At 71.8% G+C, this 17,208-nt stretch carries 15 protein-coding genes; 8 read left to right on the top strand and 7 right to left on the bottom strand.

Annotated features, from left to right (window positions below; translation table 11 throughout):
* The first annotated feature begins 21 nt into the window (after positions 1 to 21).
* From AB0N81_RS22270 to AB0N81_RS22250, 5 genes are all read left to right on the top strand, one after another.
* Complete coding sequence (locus tag AB0N81_RS22270) at positions 22 to 996, top strand: NAD-dependent epimerase/dehydratase family protein (protein ID WP_365360882.1); 975 nt, start codon at positions 22 to 24, stop codon at positions 994 to 996.
* A complete protein-coding gene (locus AB0N81_RS22265; RefSeq protein ID WP_365360880.1) occupies positions 980 to 1,999 on the top strand; it encodes a glycosyltransferase family 9 protein in 1,020 nt (339 codons plus the stop codon). Before AB0N81_RS22270 ends, AB0N81_RS22265 begins: the two co-directional genes overlap by 17 nt.
* A complete protein-coding gene (locus AB0N81_RS22260; RefSeq protein WP_365360878.1) occupies positions 1,996 to 2,880 on the top strand; it encodes a glycosyltransferase in 885 nt (294 codons plus the stop codon). Before AB0N81_RS22265 ends, AB0N81_RS22260 begins: the two co-directional genes overlap by 4 nt.
* A gap of 84 nt (positions 2,881 to 2,964) precedes the next feature.
* Positions 2,965 to 3,918, top strand: coding sequence for a glycosyltransferase (locus tag AB0N81_RS22255; protein WP_365360876.1), 954 nt, complete (start codon positions 2,965 to 2,967; stop codon positions 3,916 to 3,918).
* A gap of 71 nt (positions 3,919 to 3,989) precedes the next feature.
* The gene (locus tag AB0N81_RS22250) at positions 3,990 to 4,259 is read left to right on the top strand and encodes a DUF6480 family protein (RefSeq protein WP_365360874.1); all 270 of its coding nucleotides are present in this window, start codon (positions 3,990 to 3,992) and stop codon (positions 4,257 to 4,259) included.
* A 30-nt stretch (positions 4,260 to 4,289) separates the two neighbouring features.
* On the opposite strand, the gene AB0N81_RS22245 is transcribed toward AB0N81_RS22250, so the two are convergent.
* The gene (locus AB0N81_RS22245) at positions 4,290 to 6,821 is read right to left on the bottom strand and encodes an ATP-dependent Clp protease ATP-binding subunit (protein WP_365360872.1); all 2,532 of its coding nucleotides are present in this window, start codon (positions 6,819 to 6,821) and stop codon (positions 4,290 to 4,292) included.
* Positions 6,822 to 7,075: 254 nt separating this feature from the next.
* Between AB0N81_RS22245 and AB0N81_RS22240 the strand changes: the two genes are divergently transcribed.
* Positions 7,076 to 8,101: a DNA topoisomerase IB gene (locus AB0N81_RS22240; RefSeq protein WP_365360870.1), complete on the top strand. Its 1,026-nt coding sequence runs from the start codon at positions 7,076 to 7,078 to the stop codon at positions 8,099 to 8,101.
* 120 nt (positions 8,102 to 8,221) lie between these two features.
* On the opposite strand, the gene AB0N81_RS22235 is transcribed toward AB0N81_RS22240, so the two are convergent.
* From AB0N81_RS22235 to AB0N81_RS22220, 4 genes are all read right to left on the bottom strand, one after another.
* The gene (locus AB0N81_RS22235; RefSeq protein WP_365360869.1) at positions 8,222 to 8,692 is read right to left on the bottom strand and encodes an SPW repeat protein; all 471 of its coding nucleotides are present in this window, start codon (positions 8,690 to 8,692) and stop codon (positions 8,222 to 8,224) included.
* A gap of 248 nt (positions 8,693 to 8,940) precedes the next feature.
* Positions 8,941 to 10,080 (bottom strand): Vms1/Ankzf1 family peptidyl-tRNA hydrolase, encoded by a 1,140-nt coding sequence (locus AB0N81_RS22230; RefSeq protein WP_365360868.1) that lies wholly within the window; start codon positions 10,078 to 10,080, stop codon positions 8,941 to 8,943.
* A 360-nt stretch (positions 10,081 to 10,440) separates the two neighbouring features.
* Entirely contained in the window at positions 10,441 to 11,253 is an 813-nt protein-coding gene (locus AB0N81_RS22225; RefSeq protein WP_365360866.1) for a VOC family protein, read from the bottom strand.
* Positions 11,254 to 11,552: 299 nt separating this feature from the next.
* Complete coding sequence (locus AB0N81_RS22220; RefSeq protein WP_365360864.1) at positions 11,553 to 11,954, bottom strand: hypothetical protein; 402 nt, start codon at positions 11,952 to 11,954, stop codon at positions 11,553 to 11,555.
* 336 nt (positions 11,955 to 12,290) lie between these two features.
* Here AB0N81_RS22220 and AB0N81_RS22215 point away from each other — a divergent pair, with 336 nt between their 5' ends.
* Positions 12,291 to 13,343 carry a helix-turn-helix domain-containing protein gene (locus tag AB0N81_RS22215; RefSeq protein WP_365360862.1) on the top strand — a complete coding sequence of 351 codons (1,053 nt, stop codon included), beginning with the start codon at positions 12,291 to 12,293 and terminating at the stop codon, positions 13,341 to 13,343.
* Between the two features lie 125 nt (positions 13,344 to 13,468).
* Here the strand turns inward: AB0N81_RS22215 and AB0N81_RS22210 are convergent, their stop codons facing one another.
* Together AB0N81_RS22210 and AB0N81_RS22205 are read right to left on the bottom strand one after the other, a co-directional pair.
* Positions 13,469 to 14,803 (bottom strand): amidase domain-containing protein, encoded by a 1,335-nt coding sequence (locus AB0N81_RS22210; protein WP_365360860.1) that lies wholly within the window; start codon positions 14,801 to 14,803, stop codon positions 13,469 to 13,471.
* Positions 14,800 to 15,291, bottom strand: a complete 492-nt coding sequence (locus tag AB0N81_RS22205; RefSeq protein WP_365360858.1) for a hypothetical protein — start codon at positions 15,289 to 15,291, stop codon at positions 14,800 to 14,802. The genes AB0N81_RS22210 and AB0N81_RS22205 overlap by 4 nt, the downstream gene beginning before the upstream one ends.
* A gap of 191 nt (positions 15,292 to 15,482) precedes the next feature.
* On the opposite strand from AB0N81_RS22205, the gene AB0N81_RS22200 reads away from it, so the two are divergent.
* A complete protein-coding gene (locus AB0N81_RS22200; RefSeq protein ID WP_365360856.1) occupies positions 15,483 to 17,159 on the top strand; it encodes a helix-turn-helix domain-containing protein in 1,677 nt (558 codons plus the stop codon).
* Positions 17,160 to 17,208 lie beyond the last annotated feature (49 nt).

The raw sequence follows: 17,208 nt of genomic DNA, 5'->3' as shown, positions 1-17,208 counted from the left end.
AGCGGAAGGAAGGTCCAGCCCATGACGTCGACGATGTTCTCCATGGCGCCGCAGCCACCGCCTCCGTGGGAGAGGGCCATGGTCACCGCGGGAACCGGCTTCCTCGGCTCGCACCTGTGCGAACGCCTGCTGGACGCGGGCGTGGCGGTCGACTGCGTGGACGACATGACGACCGGCTCGCCCGAGAACGTGGAGCACCTGGCGGACCGCCCCGGATTCCGTGTCCTTCGGCTCGACCTCACGCGGCCCGGCTGCGCCGACACGCTCACCGGACCGTACGACCTGGTCGTGCACTTCGCGTGTCCCTCGGCCGCGGCCTTCTCACGTCCCCTTCAGACGCTGGACGCCGGCAGCCACGGCGTCCGCAACGCCCTGGCCGTCGCCGAGCGCGACGGCGCGAGGTTCCTGCTGGCGTCCACCTGTCCCGCGCACGGCGACCGCTCCGGGTCCGCCGACGAGACCCAGCGCTTCTCGGAGGTGCTGACCGCGGCGCACGTCAGCGCGAAGGAGGCCGACGCGGGCATCGTGCGCGTCTTCCCCTCGTACGGACCACGCATGGCCGCCGGGGACGGCCGGATGATCCCTGCTCTGATACGGCAGGCCCTGAGCGGGGGACCGGTGACCGTTCCCGGCGACGGCAGCTCCACGCCCTCGCTGTGCTACGTCGACGACACGGTGGAGGGTGTGCTCCTGGTCGCCGCCAGCCGTTCGGTGCGGCCGGTCGACATCGGCGGCGATCCCGGCCCGACGCCGGCGGAGATCGCCCGCAGGATACTCGAACTGACCGGCTCCGACGCACGCCTGGAGTTCACCGGGCCGCGCGACGAAGAGCCCGAACCGCCCCGCCCCGCCACCGGCTTCGCCCACGAACTCTTCGGATGGACGCCCAAGGTCTCCCTGGACGACGGGCTCAAGCGCACCATCGCCCACTTCGGGAACGGCGGACAGGGAGTGCCGAGCGCGGAGGGAGGCGCACGCCATGCGTGCTCCTGGTGACGACGTGCGGGGGAACGTGGCGAAGGCCCTCGTCGTCTGCCTGGACGGCATGAGCGGCGTCCTCCTGGCAGGCCCCGCCGTCCGGGCCGTCGCGGCCAGGGCCGACCACGTGGCGATGGTCTGCGGGCCACGCGGCGCCCCCGCCGCCGCACTGCTGCCCCACGTCGACGAGGTCCTCGTCTGGGAGGCGCCCTGGGAGGGCACCCGCCCGCCGTCGGTCGACGAGGCGGACGTCGAGGGACTGCTGGGACGGATGCGGGACGCGGCGTACGACGTCGCCCTCGTCGTCACCTCCTTCGAACAGAGCCCGCTGCCCATCGCGCTCCTCCTGCGGATGGCCCACGTGCCCCGCATCGGCGCCGACAGCGTCGACCACGCGGGCAGCCTCATCGACGTACATCACCGGCGGCTGCCCGGCCGGCACGACGCGGAAGCGGCGCTCGACACGGCCGCGGCCCTCGGCTTCTCGCCCCGGACCGGCGACGACGGCCGGCTCCGCGTGCTCCCGGCCCCCGACACGACAGGCCTCACCGGCAACGGCCCGTACGTCGTGGTGCACCCGGGCGCCACGACGCCCGCCCGCGCATGGGACACCGGGCACGCGGCCGAGACGGTCGCCCTGCTCGCCGACGCGGGCCACCGCGTCGTCGTCACCGGCGGGCCCGAAGAGACCGCCCTGACCCGGCGCGTCAGCGGCGGCACGGCCATCGACCTCGGCGGCCGCACGGACCTGCGGACCCTGACCGGCGTCCTGCGCACGGCCGACGTCGTCGTCACGGGCGGCACCGGGCCTGCCCACCTGGCCGCCGCGACCGGCACCCCGGTCGTCTCCGTCGGCCTCCACGACGTACCCGAGGAACGGCGGAGCCCCTACGGCGTGCCCGCCGTCGTCCTCGGGGACCAGGACGCCTCCGGCGGGGACGCCGCCCGCCCCGGTCCGGACGAGGCGCCGCCGGACGACGTGGTGCGTGCCGTGCAGAAGCTTCTGAAGGAGAGCACGTGAGGCCCGAGAGCCCGAACCCGCCGCGCACCACGGTCGCCGTGATCACCCGGAACCGCCGCGACAGCGTGCTGCGCACCCTCGACCGGCTCGCCGCGCTCCCGGAGCGGCCGCCCGTCGTCGTCGTCGACAACGGCTCCACGGACGCGACGGCCGACGCGGTGCGCGCCCACCCTGTCGGCGCCCACGTCGTCGAGGCCGGGCACAACACCGGAGCCCTGGGCCGCAATCTCGCGGTCCGGCACGCCACCACGCCCTATGTGGCCTTCAGCGACGACGACTCCTGGTGGGCCCCGGGCGCCCTCGACACCGCCGCCGACCTCTTCGACGCGCATCCACGCCTCGGACTCCTGGCCGCCCGCACCCTGGTGGGCCCCGAGACCCACGAGGACCCGCTCAACCGGGTGCTCGCCGACTCGCCGCTGCCGCCCGCCCACGACCTTCCGGGCCGCCCCGTCCTGGGCTTCCTCGCCTGCGCGGCGGTGGCCCGGCGCGCCGCGTTCCTTGAGGCGGGCGGATATCACCGGGTGCTGTTCTTCGGCGGCGAGGAGACCCTGCTCGCCTACGACCTGGCGGCCCGCGGCTGGGGCGTGACCTACGCGCCCTCCGTGACGGCCCACCACCACCCCGACCCTGCCACACGGCCCGGCCGCTCCGCGGTGCAGCGCCGCAACGCCCTCCTCACCGCCTGGCTGCGGCGGCCGGTCACCGTGGCCCTGCGCGGCACCGCGCACCTCGCCGCGGCGGCCGCCCGCGGGGAACGGGACGCCGCGACCGCCCTCAGAGGCGTACTCGTCCGCCTCCCCGCCGCCCTCAACGCCAGGGAACCCCTGCCCGCCGGCATCGAGAGCGCGGCCCGCCTGCTGGACCGGGCCCCCTCATGACCACCTGACCGCCACTTTCATGGCCACCACCTTCATGACAACCACCTTCATGACCACCACCGTTCGTGAACAGGATCAGCACGCATGACGCACGACACCGCCCGCACGTCCGCCACGCTCGCCGAGGACGAGCGGGACCGCGGACCCGATCCCCGTACGACCGTCGTCGTGATCACCAAGGACCGCCGCCGCGAGGTGCTGCGCACTCTTCACACCCTGCGCGATCTCCCCGAGCGGCCCCATGTGATCGTCACCGACAACGCGTCGGGCGACGGCACGGCGGAAGCGGTCGCCCGCTGCTTCCCCGAGGTCCGACTGCTGCGGCCCGGACGCAACTTGGGGGCCGTCGGCCGCAATCTCGCCGTCCGGCACGTCCGGACGCCGTACGTGGCGTTCTGTGACGACGACACCTGGTGGGAGCCCGGCTCCCTGCGGCACGCCGCGGACCTCCTCGACGCGCATCCGGCCCTCGCCGCCGTGACGGCCCGCATCGTCGTCGAACCGTCGGGCGAGGAAGACCCCGTGGTGGCCGAGTTGCGCGATTCCCCGCTCGCGGGACCCGACTGGCTGCCCGGCCCCGCCCTCGGCTCGTTCCTGGCCGCCGCGACGGTGATCAGAGCCGACGCCTTCCGGGACGCGGGCGGCTTCCACCCGGGGCTGTGGCTCGGTGGGGAGGAGGAACTCCTCGCCACCGACCTGCTGACGCGAGGACACTGGCTGAGCTATGTGCCGGAGCTGACCATCCACCACGCGGCCTCGACCGTCCGTGACAGCACCGACCGGCGGGTCCTCGGCCTGCGCAACACCCTGTGGTTCACCTGGCTGCGCCGCCCCTGGCCCGCCGCCCTGCGCCGCACCGGCCACCTGCTGCGCACGGTGCCGCGCGACAAGCCGTCGCTGCGTGCCGTCGGCCGGGCGCTGGCGGGGCTGCCCTGGGTCCTGCGGCAGCGCGCCCCCGTGCCCCCGCAGATCGAGGACCGCATCGTCGCCCTGGAAGAGGCCCGCCGCCACTCGGCGGCCCGCCGCTACGTCGGCTGAGGAACGGCCCCGGCCCCGGAACGGCTGTTGTGGAGAGGTGGGCACGGGAACCCCGTGGGAACTTGGATCACATGACTCCATCCCAGAAACCGGATCCGGGCTCCGACCCCCGTCACCCGGATCCGGACCCCGACCCGCAGGACGCCACAGGGCTGGAACCCGGCGGGAGCGTGCCGCCGGGAGAGACCCCGCCCGTCGAGAGCAGCATGCCGGGAGCGGGACCCGAGGAGACGCACAACCCCCCGAAGGGCTGGGCGAAGGGGCCGCTGGCCCTGATCCTCGGTCTCGCGTTGCTGATCGCGGCGTTCTTCCTCGTCTACGCGATCGTGCTCCTGGTGTGACACCGGTCAGCGCCCGCCGAGCCCCCCGGGTCAGGCGGGCGCACCCGCCGTGACCCTCATGTCCAGCGCGTCGTCCTCGACACCCACCAGGACACGGCTGCCCGCGGTCAGCTTCCCGTCCAGAAGTAAGCGGGAGAGCCGGTTGTCCACCTCGCGCTGGATCGTGCGACGCAGCGGACGCGCGCCGTACTCCGGCTGGTGCCCGCGCCGGGCCAGCCAGTCCACCGCCTCCGGGGTGAACTCGATGCCGACGTCCTGCGCGTGCAGCCTGCGCCGGGTCTCCTCGAGCAGCAGATCGGTGACCTGCCGCAGCTGTTCACCAGTCAGCCGCCGGAAGATGACGACCTCGTCGATCCGGTTGAGGAACTCGGGCCTGAAGTGCTCGCGCAGCGGCCGCAGCACCTGTTCGCGCCGCGCCTCCTCGTCCGCCTCCGACCCGTCCGCCCGGAACCCGAGGGTCGCGCCGCGTCCCGTGAGCGCCTCCGAACCGAGGTTGCTCGTCATCACGATCACCGTGTTGGTGAAGTTCACCGTCCGGCCCTGAGCGTCGGTCAGCCGTCCGTCGTCGAGCACCTGGAGCAGGGTGTTGAAGACGTCGGGATGCGCCTTCTCCACCTCGTCGAGCAGCAGCAGCGAGTACGGGTGACGCCGTACGGCCTCGGTGAGCTGGCCCGCCTCCTCATGACCCACGTAACCGGGCGGCGCCCCGACGAGCCTGCTGACGGTGTGCCGCTCCTGGAACTCGCTCATGTCGAGGCGGACCATCCGCTCCTCACTGCCGAACAGCGCCTCGGCCAGGGCCCGCGCCAGCTCCGTCTTGCCGACGCCCGTGGGGCCGAGGAAGAGGAAACTGCCGATGGGCCGGTCCGGGCTCGACAGACCCGAGCGTGAGCGCAGGACCGCCTCCGCCACGGCGCTGACGGCCTCCTCCTGCCCGACGACCCGCTCGTGCAGGTGCCCCTCCAGGCCGAGCAGCCGGTCCCGCTCCTCCTGGGTGAGGGTGCTGACCGGGATGCCGGTCTGCCGGGACACCACCTCGGCGATGTCCTCCGCGGTCACTTCGATGATCTGCCCGTCCCCCGGCTCGCGGCTCCGCCCCGCCCCGATCCTGCGGACCAGATCGCCGATGCGGTCCCGCAGTTCGGTGGCCCGCTCGTACTGCTCCGCCGCCACCGCCTGGTCCTTGTCCCGGCTGAGCTGCTCCCTCTCGCGTTCCAGGGCGCGTACGTCCGTGCCCTTCGTGCCGACCCGCAGCCGTACCCGGGCGCCCGCCTGGTCCATGAGGTCGATCGCCTTGTCCGGCAGGAAGCGCTCGGTGAGATAGCGGTCGGACAGTTCCACGGCGGCGACCAGCGCCTCGTCGGAGTAGCGCACCTGGTGGTGTGCCTCGTAGCGGTCGCGCAGACCGCGCAGGATCTCCACCGCGTCGGCGGCCGTCGGCTCCGCGACCAGGATCGGCTGGAAGCGGCGGGCGAGCGCCGCGTCCTTCTCGATGTACCGCCGGTACTCCTCCAGGGTCGTCGCACCGATGACGTGCAGTTCGCCCCTGGCGAGCGCGGGCTTGAGCATGTTGCCCGCGTCCATCGACCCGCCCTCGGAACCGCCGCCGCCGGCCCCGACCACGGTGTGCAGCTCGTCGATGAAGACGATCACCTCGTCGGAGTGGGCGCGGACCTCGTCGATGATGTTGTTCAGCCGCTCCTCGAAGTCGCCGCGGTAGCGGGTGCCCGCCACCACCCCCGACAGGTCCAGCGCGATGACGCGGCGGTCCGCGAGGGTGTCCGGGACGTCGCCGTCGGCGATCCGCTGGGCGAGGCCCTCCACGACGGCGGTCTTGCCGACGCCCGCGTCACCGATGAGCACCGGGTTGTTCTTGCCCCGCCGGGACAGCACCTCGATGGTCTGCTCGATCTCCTCCTCACGGCCGATGACCGGGTCCACCCGGCCCTCCGCGGCCCGCGCGGTCAGATTCCGCCCGTACTGGTCGAGCGTGGGCGTGGACGTGGCACCTCCGCCACCGGTCTGCCGCTGCTCCGCCTGGCCCGGCCGGCCCTGCGGCGGCTGCGGGGACGAGCCGGGGTCGAAGCGGGCCGCGTTGAGGATGTGCCCCGCCGCGGAGTCGGGGTTGGCGGCCAGCGCCATGACGATGTGCTCCGGGCCGATGTACCCGGCGCCGACGGCCCGCGCCACCTCGTGCGCGTCGAGCAGTGCCCGCTTGACGGCCGGGGTGAGCGCGACGGCCTGGGTGGGAGCGGCGCCCTCGGTCTCGGCGGAGTGCCGGTCGATCTCCTCGGCGATCTGCTCCGGGTCGGCTCCCGAACGCGCGACGAGACCACGGGTCGGCTCGATGGTCAGCGCCGCCCGCAGCAGGTGCTCCGTGTCGAGGTTGCTCTTGCCGTGCTCAGCCGCGTACGACGCCGCGGCGGCCACGAGCTGCCGCGCCTGGCCGCTCATCAGCCTGCCGATGTCGATCTGCCGTCGGCCGCTGCCGAGGAACCGTGCGAAGAGCTCCCCGAAGGGGTCCTGCCCGAAGCCCTCGGGCCCGATGAAACCGCTGCTCATAGCCGTCCGTTCCTGTGGTGTCTGTGGCGTGTCCGTGGTGTCGGTGGTGTCTGGTGTCTGTGGTGTCCGCTCCGGGTGCCCAGTGGTCACCCTCGTCACTCCTGGCGTCCGGGAGCAGGTGGGGTGGTGCCCTCCGCTCTCCGGTCGTCACCCGCTCCGATCGTCACCCGTGGCGGCCCGGCGTGCCCGCGGCACACTCCGCCGAACGGGCTGCTCCCAGGTCTGCCGCCGCGCATCGGGGGAACTCCTGGGACATGCCTGAGAAGCGGCGACTGAGGACGAGCCACGTCGGCGGACCCGGAATCCGCCGCATCCGTTCGGGACGCGGATTCCGCTATACGGATGCCTCGGGTCACCCCGTCACCGACCCCGCGGAGAAGGAGCGCCTGCGGCAGCTCGTCATCCCGCCGGCCTGGCGGGACGTATGGATCTGCCCGTGGCCCAACGGACACCTCCAGGCCGTCGGCACCGACGCCGCGGGCAGACGCCAGTACCTGTACCACCCGCGCTTCCGCGAACGACAGGAGACGGCGAAGCACGAGCACGTCCTGGAGGTCGCCGCGGCACTGCCCAAGGTGCGTGCGCATGTGCGGGACGACCTCGCCGGGCGTGGCCTCGGCCGCGACCGCGTGCTCGCCTGCGCCGCCCGCCTGCTCGACCTCGGGTTCTTCCGCATCGGCAACGAGTCCTACCGGCGGGACAACGGCACGTACGGGCTGACCACCCTCCTGAAGGAGCACGTCTCGTGCGGGGGCGGGGAGGTCTGCGTCACGTACCCGGCGAAGTACTCCAAGACGCAGACACGCGCCTTCGTCGACCCGCCCGCCTGCGCGGTCCTGCGCGCCCTCCTGCGCCGGAACGGCGACGGCCGACGGCTGTTCGCCTACTGGGAGGGCCGGGCCTGGCACGAGCTGCGCGCCGCCGAACTCAACGACTACCTGCGGGACCGCGCGGGCACGGACATCACCGCGAAGGACTTCCGCGTCTGGCACGCCACTGTCCTCGCCGCGGTCGCCCTCGCCGTGTCGGCACTGGTCGCGGAGGAGTCCAGGACCGCCCGCAAACGCGCCGTCACCCGGGCGGTCCGCGAGGTCAGCGCGTACCTCGGCAACACACCCGCGGTCTGCCGTGCCTCGTACATCAACCCGCGGGTCATCGAGCTCTTCGAGGAGCGCCGCACGATCGCCGACGCCCTGGACCGGCTGGGCGACGGCGCCGCGTTCGGCCGCCCGGCGACCCAGGGGGCCATCGAGGAGGCGGTACTGCGGCTGCTGACGTGAGGCGGCACCACCACGGCGCCGCTCATGGGGCCGCGCCCCGCGGCGGATGTGCCACGGGGCGCGGTCGTCGGACTTGCCGGTCAGGCACCGGCGAGTGCCGGTGAGTCAGCGGCGTGCCGGTCAGTCGTGGCCGGCGCGGGCCATCCCCCTCCTGCTCCTGCCGTGCGCCGCGCCGGACGAGTCGCCCGAACGGGCGGCCGCGCTGGCGGCCAGGGCGAGGAGGGCGGCCACGGCACCGGTGATCACGTTGCTGACCACGGTCCTTGTGGTGGTGGCGTCACCCGCGATGACCCACGGCGCGACGATCGTCCAGACGCCCAGGGCGCACGCGGCCCACGCCATGCCGTGGGTGCGCTCGTAGGCCCGGCCGAAGCCGCCGCTCATCAGGAGCGCGTACGCGATGCCGACGATCAGGTTGATGATCGACAGCCGCGTGAAGCTGTTGAAGCCCGCGATCCAGGGAGAGGCGGCCAGGTAGATGCCGGTGAGGAAGGCCAGCGCGTCGATGGCCTGCACTTTGGGTGTGCTTGCCGCGCGCTCGGCACTCTCGTGACGGGCGCGCATGTCGACGATGTCAGGATGCGTGTCCATGGAGGACGGCGACCCCGACATGGGGGTGTGCGCTCCGGACATCGAGGACGGAGCTCCGGACGGCGTTCCGGCCGGCGTTCCGGACTGGGACCTGGGGGACGTTGTCACTGCATCCACCTCCAACTAGGTGGTACCAGGTGGTTCCTGGTGGTTCTCTGGTGCGGAAGGGACAGCCGCGCATCCGAAGTCACGCGGTTGGACCGGGGCGGGGGATGTGGCCGCGCGTGTCCGGTCATGGCTCCTGGCTCTCAGGTCGCGCTCGGCTCGTACGTCCAGCGCAGCAAAGCGCCGAGTCCTCCTGCCGGGATGTCGTCGCTCACCTCCTCGAACGGGATGATCAGGACGTCTGCGGACGTGGCCGCCGCCGAACGCAGCAGCGCGTCGTCGGCGCGTACGGAGACGGGGGAGCCGTCACCGAGGGCCTCGGCGTCCGTCCGGCGCACCGCGACCTGGTCCGGATCGGCGCCGGCCCACATCTCCCGGTGCAGGTCGGACCCGTCCGGTCGCACCAGGAGGGTGTCGATGCGGTGTTCGCGTGCGGCATCCACGACGGCGGGCACGCCCTCCACGGCGTCGGTGGGCCGGTCGGTGCCCACGCGGCCCGCGCGGAAGCGGTCGAGCGCCTCGTCGACGCGCCGGTGCAGGTGCTCCTGGGAGGCGTTCTCGATGGCCTCTTCCAGCGCCGCGGAGCCGGAACCGGCGGCCCGGCCACCGTGCTCCGTCTCGACCGTCACGGCCCGGACGGCCTCCGGCAGCTTGTCGCGCACGGCGGGCCTCTCCCGGGGGTCGCCCACCAGTACGACGAGGTCGGCGCCGGACTCCTCATAGGCCGCGGCCAGCGCCTCGGTGATCTCCACGGCGTTGTGCTCCCAGGTGTTCTCCACCTTGAGCTGGAAGTGCCGTTCCGACCAGTCGGCGGTGGCGGTGCGGTGCACCGGCCACTGCTGCCCCTCCACGTGCCCGGAGTCCTGCGGGCCGGCCGCGGCCCGCAGCTCGAAGTCGGCGCCGGTGCGGTCGATGTAGGCGACGAGGCTCACGGGGTCCTGGCCGCACAGCTCCAGAAGGGGCGTCAGCCGCGGCAGGGGAGCCCAGCAGGCGAACTCGCCCTGGGGCCGTCGGGACAGACGGTGGCTCAGCACGACCTCGCCGCCCGTGGCGAAGACGACGCGTCCGGCCGGGTCCTCGGCCGGTGAGAGCGCGGCCAGGTTGTCGCGGACCGCCGCGACAGTGGCCTCGTCCGCGCCCTCCTGTTCCAAGGTCCGGCACACCTCCCGCACGGACAGTTCGCGGCGCTTGGCGCCCGCCTCGTCCGCCTGACCGGGATCGAAATACACCGTCGCCCAGGGTCCTGGCCGGTCAAGGAGTGGTTGCAGAAATGAAAGACGCATGGTGACTCGCTCCTGGTGGGCCACGCCGCGCGATGGGCCCACGGTCGGGTTCGTCGGTCAGTCCGGTTCTCATGTTCAGCCGGTGTTCTTTGCGGTTCCCCTGGGGCAAAAGGGTGCAAACTTCCTCTCGATACGGGATCGCGTCGGAATCCGTAGAGGAGGGTGGGCGCGCTGAGACGCGGCGGGCTCTCGTAGGAGAGACGGGCCCTTCATCGCAGGGAGAGGGGCCTTCAGGTTGGGCTTGCCGCCGCGGTGAGCAGCGGGAACCGTGCGTTTTTCCGTTTTCTCGCCCCATCAGAATACGCGCCGAACCCGAGCCGCGCTTCGGGACGCATCCTCACTGAGGCGTCACGCGCGCCCTCACTGAGGCGTCACGCGCGCCGTCACGGTGAGGATGCCGCCCTCGGGGTCGCTGATGGTGGTCGCCGGGCTGTCCGGGGTGCCCTCGCGACGCACCACGGCTCCGCCGTGGCGGACTGCCGTACGCACCGTCGCCTCGGGGTCGTCGACCGTGAAGTGGACTTCCCAGCGGGGCAGGTCGACCGGGTCGGAAGCCGACTCGACGGCGCCCGGGCCGAGCCGGGCGAGCACCGTGCCCTCCTGGCTCAGGACGACTTCGTCGTTCTCGTAGCCGACGTCGCAGCAGCCGGGGCGCCCGCAGGCCCAGTCGAGGACCTGGCCGTAGAAGATGGCCGCCTCGAAGGCGTCCGGTGACCGCAACCGCAGCCAGAGCGGCGCGTCCGCGCGCCAGGAATGCCAGTCGGAGACCAGTTGGCCCTCCCAGATGCCGAAGACGGCCCCTGACCGGTCCGCCGCGAGCGCTCCGCGTCCCACCGGGAACCGGAGCGGTCCCACGGCGACGGTGGCGCAGCGCTCACGGATGCGCGCGGCCGTCTCGTCGGCGTCCTCGACCGCGAAGTACGGCGTCCACGCGACGGGAACCCGCAGTGCGGAGGCGAGGGAGCCGATGCCCGCGACGGGTTTGCCCTCGTGCAGGGCGACGCGGAATTCCTCACCGAGAGGGGCCGGACGGAACGTCCAGCCGAAGACCGCGCCGTAGAAGGACTCGGCGGCCGACAGGTCATGCGTCAACAGCGTCGCCCAGCAGGGGGCGCCGACGACCTCGCGGCTTGTCGTCGCGCGTGCGGCAGCGGTTGTTCTGTGTTCGGTCATCGCACTCAACGTCCTGGTGGGAGGGGTGCGGCGCGGGCCGGTACGCCCGGGAGGCCGCTCGTGCGTGCTGCTGTGCCGAGCCACTCAACCGGTACATATGCCCGGATTCCCGGCGTTGCCATGCTACTCGGCATGCCGGACCGCGAGCCACGCGCCCACCCCGCCTCCCTGTACCGGACCCGGGGCCGACGCCGGGGCCGACGCCGGGTCCGGGCGGCCCGGCTCCTGGTCACCGGCCGCCCCGAGATGCTGATCGAGGACGAACCGTTCAAGCCTCACTCAGCGGACATGGCATCGACTCAGCACCAGTAGATGCTGCCGCCGTTCGTGAGGTTCTCGTCCCACACCCAGCCCTTGGCCCCGGTGGCACGGACCGTCACATAGGTCCACGTGTTCCCGGACTCGTTCTCCGTATAGCAGTGGTAGTCGACCGCCCTGCTTCCGACGGGGTTGCTGCCGCAGTTGCTGTGGGGGCCGCTGCGGCGCAGCGTCTGGGTGCTGACCGTCTCCCCGCCGCCAGGGTCGAGGTCACGGTGGGAGTGGGAGGAGCAGTTCTGTGCCCCGTTGGGCGTCCAACCGGGCGGTTCCCCGATGTCGGTGCCCTGGGCCCCGGTGGGGACCGCCTGTGCGGTGGTGACCGAACCGCCGGCCAGCAGGGCGGCTCCCGCCGCGATGCCGGCGAACCATGTGCGAGTACGCATGATGCTCCTCGGAGTCGATGTGTCGGTCGATGTATCGGTCGATGCGTGGATCGAGGCGCCATCAGCCCTGTCGGCCGCCGAACAATGACTTGATGCGATCTGCCGACCGCGTGCGGCGGTGCGTAGGTTGTCCGCTTGCCCGGACAGCGGTGTCGAAGGGGGCGGGAGCGTGGCGCTCGGAACTGGACGGGGCAGACGCTGCCCGCTGCTCGCCGCGTCGACAAGGACGAACGATGTTCGAACTTGTTCGGAGCGGTGCTCAACGTGTTCCGGACACGTCCGAACACCGGAGCATCGCCTGAATCCGGCGGTTGTGCGGTGGACCCGGTCGGCGCCGTGACGAGCGGGGAAGAGGGCGTCCCGGCCGAGCGGTCGGCAAGAGCCCCGCAACCGGCACAGGCCGACACCCCGGCCGAGTTCGCGGCGGCACTCCGCACGCTGCGGACCTGGTCCGGACTGACCTACCGGCAGCTCGAGAGCAAGGCGACCGCACATGGCGACGCCCTGCCGGCCAGCACGATCGCGACCACCCTCGGTCGCATCACCCTGCCCCGGGAACGGTTCGTCGAGGTCTTCACCCGCGCGTGCGGCCTGGGTGACGAGGAAGTACGCCGGTGGCTGGAGGTCCGCCGCCGCCTCGCCACCGACGATCCGTCACCGGCCCGCGACAACGACGGTGGCGACAGCAGCAACAGCAGCAACAGGAGCGACAGCAACAGCAGCAACAGCGACAGCAACGGCAGCGGGGGTCCGGCCTCCACTGCTTTCGCGGCGCGTGCCCCGTGGTGGCACCGGGCTGCCGGGCTGGTCGCCGCCGCGGGCCTCGGGATCGCCGGCACCCTCGGCGTCGGCAGTCTGCGGGAACCTTCGGAGCCGACGGCCGCCACTTCCGCGGCGGCGGTGACCGGACTGCGCATCCCGGCCGCGGGCAGCTGGGCGCGTATCCACCCCGCGCGGACGCCGGAGTTCTGCGTCACCGAGGGCAAGGATCGCACCGGCCGCTACAGAACTGCTGTCGCCGCCCAGCGGCTCTGCACGAAGGCGGTCCAGCCCCGCGTGTTCCTCGAACCCCTGGGCGGGGACGTCGTGCAGATCCAGTGGCACCATCCGAAGTACAACATCGGCTGCTTGACGGTCCTGTCGATGGGGCCGGGCCGCGACCTGCTCGAACCTCGCGAGGACTGTTCCGACGACAACAGGGCTCAGCAGTTCCGCATCGAGCCCTTGGGCCCGGCCGCCGCCGAGCACTTCCGCCTCCGCCCTGTCGTCACCGGCCGGTGCCTGAGCCTGCGCGACCAGGACGTCGAAGCCGGTACGGAGATCGTCCAGGGCCGCTGTTCCGGAGCCGCCGACCAGGATTTCCTGATCGAACCGATCCCGCCGCCGTGAGGACAGGCCGGCGCCGGCACCGGCACTGATACCGGCACCGGCACCGGCACTGATACCGGCACCGGCACCGGCACCGGCACCGGCACTGGTACCGGCACCGGCACCGGCGTCCGACCGGACCTGCGTCAGTCCGTCTCGAAGGTGTCGTTCACGTGCACCGGGTAGAAGTGGACCTTCATCTCCCGGCCGGCCGGCCAGTCATTGGGCACGCCGTCACCGTCGGGATCCACCATCGGTGCGGTTGCGATCTTGATGCCCACGCTCAGCGGGATGTTGCTGCGGTGCGGTGAGTTCTGCGAGTACGTGGGCTCGGTGAAGCCGAGCTCCGTGTAGCTCCCCGAGACCGCCATGGCGTGGTCGATCTTGCCGTCGGGAACGGCACGTTCGTCCTTCCAGGTGGCCGGGTCGTCCTCCAGGTTCTCGTTCCACCAGTCGACGAAGAGGGGATCTCCCGGCTTGAGGTTCCAGATGTCCGCCTCGCCCGGCGGACCGTCGTGAAGCCGCGTGGCCCGGTCCGAGTCGATGGTGTACTTCCACAACTCGTAGGCGACCGACCAGGTCCGTGAGGGCCCCGCCGGACCCCAGAGGTCGTAGTGCCAGTTGTCCTCGTCGTCCGAGTCGACTCCGTCCTCCAAATCCCAGCCGCCTTCGTGGAGGACCTGCGAGACGAAGTTGGTGCAGTTGTTGTCCTGTTTGGCCCGGTCGTACGTCGAGTTGTAGCGGTCCTCGATGTGGTACGTGCCGTCCGACTGCTGGTAGACGGACTGGCCGGACCAGTAGCGGGCGTACTCACCGGCCGCCGCCCGGTCGAAGGTCTTCGTCTCCAGGGTTCCCACGGAGCCGTCGGCGACGTCCGTCCGCCGACGCCGCTTCTCCGTACTCGCGGGCTCGGGAGCGGGACCGGCGGACCGCGCGTCGGCGTCGGTCAGAGGGACAGTCGCGTGCTTGACGTTCACGATGCGCCAGTTCCGCGACTTCTTCGTCCGCTCCAACTCGACGATGTACGGATCGCTGTAGACGGACTCGCCGAGTTCCTTGTTGGTCCATTTCAGCGTGCTTCCCGACGTGACGGTGACCGTCGCGCGGCGACCACGGATGTCGACATCGGGTCTGCGTGAGGTTCCCGTGCTCACCTCCTCGACCCGCAGCCCGCTTTCGGCCTCCACCTCCGCCGCGATACGAGACGTGCGAGCGGCCAGCCGCCGAGGGCCGTCGGCCACCTCGCCGTCGCCGAGGTCCTTCGAGACGCTGCCCTCCCTCGTGAGCCAGCCCTTGTCCCGCTCGACGAAGTACTCATGGACCAACCGCATGATCTGCTGCTTCTGCCCCTTGCCCGCGGCCGCGCGACCACCGGTGGCGGTCGCCTGGGCCGGCACCGTACCCGCCGCGACCGTAAGGAGCAGAACCGCTGCGACCGCCCACTTCCGCCTGCCCTCCGAGGTGGCGGTGGTCCCGGTCATCCGAGATCCCAGGTGATCCGGCAGAAGGGCACGCCGAGGCCGACGTCCGTTCCGCAGGTCGCCGTCTCGTTGTCCCGGATCTTCGTCCACACGCCCTTCGCCTTCCACGTCGTCGCACCGTGGAAGTCGAGGATGTAGGCCTCGCTGTTGAACGTGACCGCGTCCACGTCCACTCCGCTGCCTCCGCGCCGTCCACCCGACGAAAGCTTCTTCTGGGTGCACTCGGCGTACACCCACTTCTGCTTGTCTCCGCCGTCGTAGTTCCACACGTCGCAGCGGTCGGAACCACTGCCGAGTTTGATGGTGGTGTGCATGGCGAGATGCGAGGCGTTCGACACCTCGCCGCACAGCTTCGCGTCGCCGTTCTTGTCCTTGCAGCCCTCCCCGGCCGCGTGAGCGCTGCTGGGAAGGGCGACCAGCAACGTGAAAGCGCTGACGGTCGCGGCGACACCCGCGGATATCGCTCTCGCCCTTGAGTTCCCGTGCATGCAATGTCCCCCGTCTCGTGGTCCGTTCGGATCCGTTTCAGACTCGCGAGGTCCGGCGGCCGGATCAATGAGAGGGCTGTTCCCACTTGTGCGGAAACGTTCGGACCCGTCGTGACCTGATGTTCTCTCCGTGAACGGGAACCCTCGTGGGAGGCTGTTCCCCCTGCGTGGCCGTCTCGGGGGAGGGCATTGTGGACCAGGCAGCGGGGGCAGGCGAACTCGCGTCACTGCTGACGGAGTTGAAGCGGAGAAGCGGACTCAGCTTTCAGGAACTGGCGGGCAGAACGTTCCTGAGCCGGACCACCGTCCACCGCTTCTGCAGCGGCGCGCGCGTCCCGAACGACTACGCCGTCGTCGTCCGGCTCGCCCGGGAGTGCGGTGCCGAGCCCGAGGACCTCAACAGGCTGCTCGCTTACTGGCGGGCGGCCACCCGGACCGAAGAACCGGACGCCGGAAGTCCGCCGTGTACGGCTGCACGGTCGGTGCACCCCCCGGAGCTGCCGCCACGGACACCGGGCCGCGGTGGCCTCGACCGGGCCTCGGCTAGGTGGGTGCTCGGCCTCGTACTGGCCGTGGGCCTGTCGCTCACGGCGGTCGCGAGCGGGCAGCTCGACACCTCGGTCGACCGTTCGGTGACGGGCGGCCAGGTCTCCCGGAGCATTCCCGCCCCGAGCTGGGAAGAGGTTCCCTTTCCCGTTCCCCGGACGATGTTCGGCGTCACCATGAACAGCAGCAGCGGCGCCATGCCCACGTTCCAGGTCGGCGGCGTACGTCTCTGGGACAGCGAGACGCGATGGGCCAACCTGGAGCCGGAACGCGGCACTTACGACTGGGTGACGCTCGACAGGCTCCTCGCCGGCGCGCACAGAGCGGGCCTGCCCACCCTGTTCGTCGTGGGCGGAACACCTTCCTGGGCCGCGCCGAACGGGCGCAAGGCCGCCTACCCCGATGGCTCACGGGCCGCACCGCCGGACGACCTCGACGACGGGGACAGGTTCGTACGGGCGCTGGTGCAGCGGTCGCGCGGCCGCATCGACGCGTACGAACTGTGGGTGATGGCCAACGACCCCCACTACTACAACGGCGGCGTGCGGACCCTCGTCGAGATGACGCGCCGCGCCGCACGCATCATCCGCGAACATGACGAGGCGGCCGTGGTCGTCTGCCCTTCCATGGGCCGCCTGTGGGAGGCGGAAGGGCGGCGGATTCTGCGGGAGTTCGCCCGCCTGGGCGGTTACCAGCACTGCGACGTGGCGGGCGTCAAGCTCCACCAGCGCAACGCGCAGGACCCACCCGAAACCATGCTCCAAGCGCTGGAGTTGGCGGACCAGGCGTTCCACGAGGCCGGTGTGCACCCCGAGTTATGGAACACCGGCACGACGTACAGCCTCCTCCTCCTCCAGAAGAAGCCGAGCCGGTCCCAGGCCGCCGATTACGCAGTCCGCTTCTACCTGACCGGGCTCTACGCACGCCGCTACGACGTGCAACGCATGTACCTGTACGCCTGGGGGAATGACCGCGTGCCGATCGTGCTCCAGCCCCAAGGGGGACCGCCGACCCGCCCGGCGCTGAACGTGGAGCGTCTGCAGCGGTGGATCGGCGACGCGCGGATCCGCTCCTGCGGCCGCGGGGATCAGATCGGCATGCCCGACAACGTCTGGCAGTGCGAGTTTCTCGTCGCGGACGCCGGGGGAGAACGCGCGGCACGCATCCGCTGGACCCACACGGGCCGGGCGACCACGCCGGTCGGACCCGACGCGGTGGCGGTCGAACGGCTCGACGGCACGGTGAGCCGCTACCCCGCCGGCGGCTCCCTCCAGGTAACGGAGAGCCCGGTGCTCATCTCCGGCCCAGGAGGCCCGCGTTGAGGATGAGGCCGCCCCAGCGCCCAGCCGCCGTCGGCCACCTCTTCGAGGA

Origin of the sequence: Streptomyces sp. NPDC093510 (assembly GCF_040683555.1) — a bacterium.
Taxonomy (GTDB): domain Bacteria; phylum Actinomycetota; class Actinomycetes; order Streptomycetales; family Streptomycetaceae; genus Streptomyces.
The sequence above is the reverse complement of the archived record's forward strand: the minus strand, read 5'-3'. Positions and strand labels throughout refer to the sequence as shown.

What these genes read in the sequence shown, in the direction of transcription:
- AB0N81_RS22210 (WP_365360860.1), bottom strand. Translation starts at nt 14,803, where the DNA reads ATGACCGGGACCACCGCCACCTCGGAGGGCAGGCGGAAGTGGGCGGTC.
- AB0N81_RS22225 (WP_365360866.1), bottom strand. Translation starts at nt 11,253, where the DNA reads ATGACCGAACACAGAACAACCGCTGCCGCACGCGCGACGACAAGCCGC.
- AB0N81_RS22230 (WP_365360868.1), bottom strand. Translation starts at nt 10,080, where the DNA reads ATGCGTCTTTCATTTCTGCAACCACTCCTTGACCGGCCAGGACCCTGG.
- AB0N81_RS22220 (WP_365360864.1), bottom strand. Translation starts at nt 11,954, where the DNA reads ATGCGTACTCGCACATGGTTCGCCGGCATCGCGGCGGGAGCCGCCCTG.
- AB0N81_RS22270 (WP_365360882.1), top strand. Translation starts at nt 22, where the DNA reads ATGACGTCGACGATGTTCTCCATGGCGCCGCAGCCACCGCCTCCGTGG.
- AB0N81_RS22205 (WP_365360858.1), bottom strand. Translation starts at nt 15,291, where the DNA reads ATGCACGGGAACTCAAGGGCGAGAGCGATATCCGCGGGTGTCGCCGCG.
- AB0N81_RS22250 (WP_365360874.1), top strand. Translation starts at nt 3,990, where the DNA reads ATGACTCCATCCCAGAAACCGGATCCGGGCTCCGACCCCCGTCACCCG.
- AB0N81_RS22235 (WP_365360869.1), bottom strand. Translation starts at nt 8,692, where the DNA reads ATGGACACGCATCCTGACATCGTCGACATGCGCGCCCGTCACGAGAGT.
- AB0N81_RS22255 (WP_365360876.1), top strand. Translation starts at nt 2,965, where the DNA reads ATGACGCACGACACCGCCCGCACGTCCGCCACGCTCGCCGAGGACGAG.
- AB0N81_RS22245 (WP_365360872.1), bottom strand. Translation starts at nt 6,821, where the DNA reads ATGAGCAGCGGTTTCATCGGGCCCGAGGGCTTCGGGCAGGACCCCTTC.
- AB0N81_RS22240 (WP_365360870.1), top strand. Translation starts at nt 7,076, where the DNA reads ATGCCTGAGAAGCGGCGACTGAGGACGAGCCACGTCGGCGGACCCGGA.
- AB0N81_RS22265 (WP_365360880.1), top strand. Translation starts at nt 980, where the DNA reads ATGCGTGCTCCTGGTGACGACGTGCGGGGGAACGTGGCGAAGGCCCTC.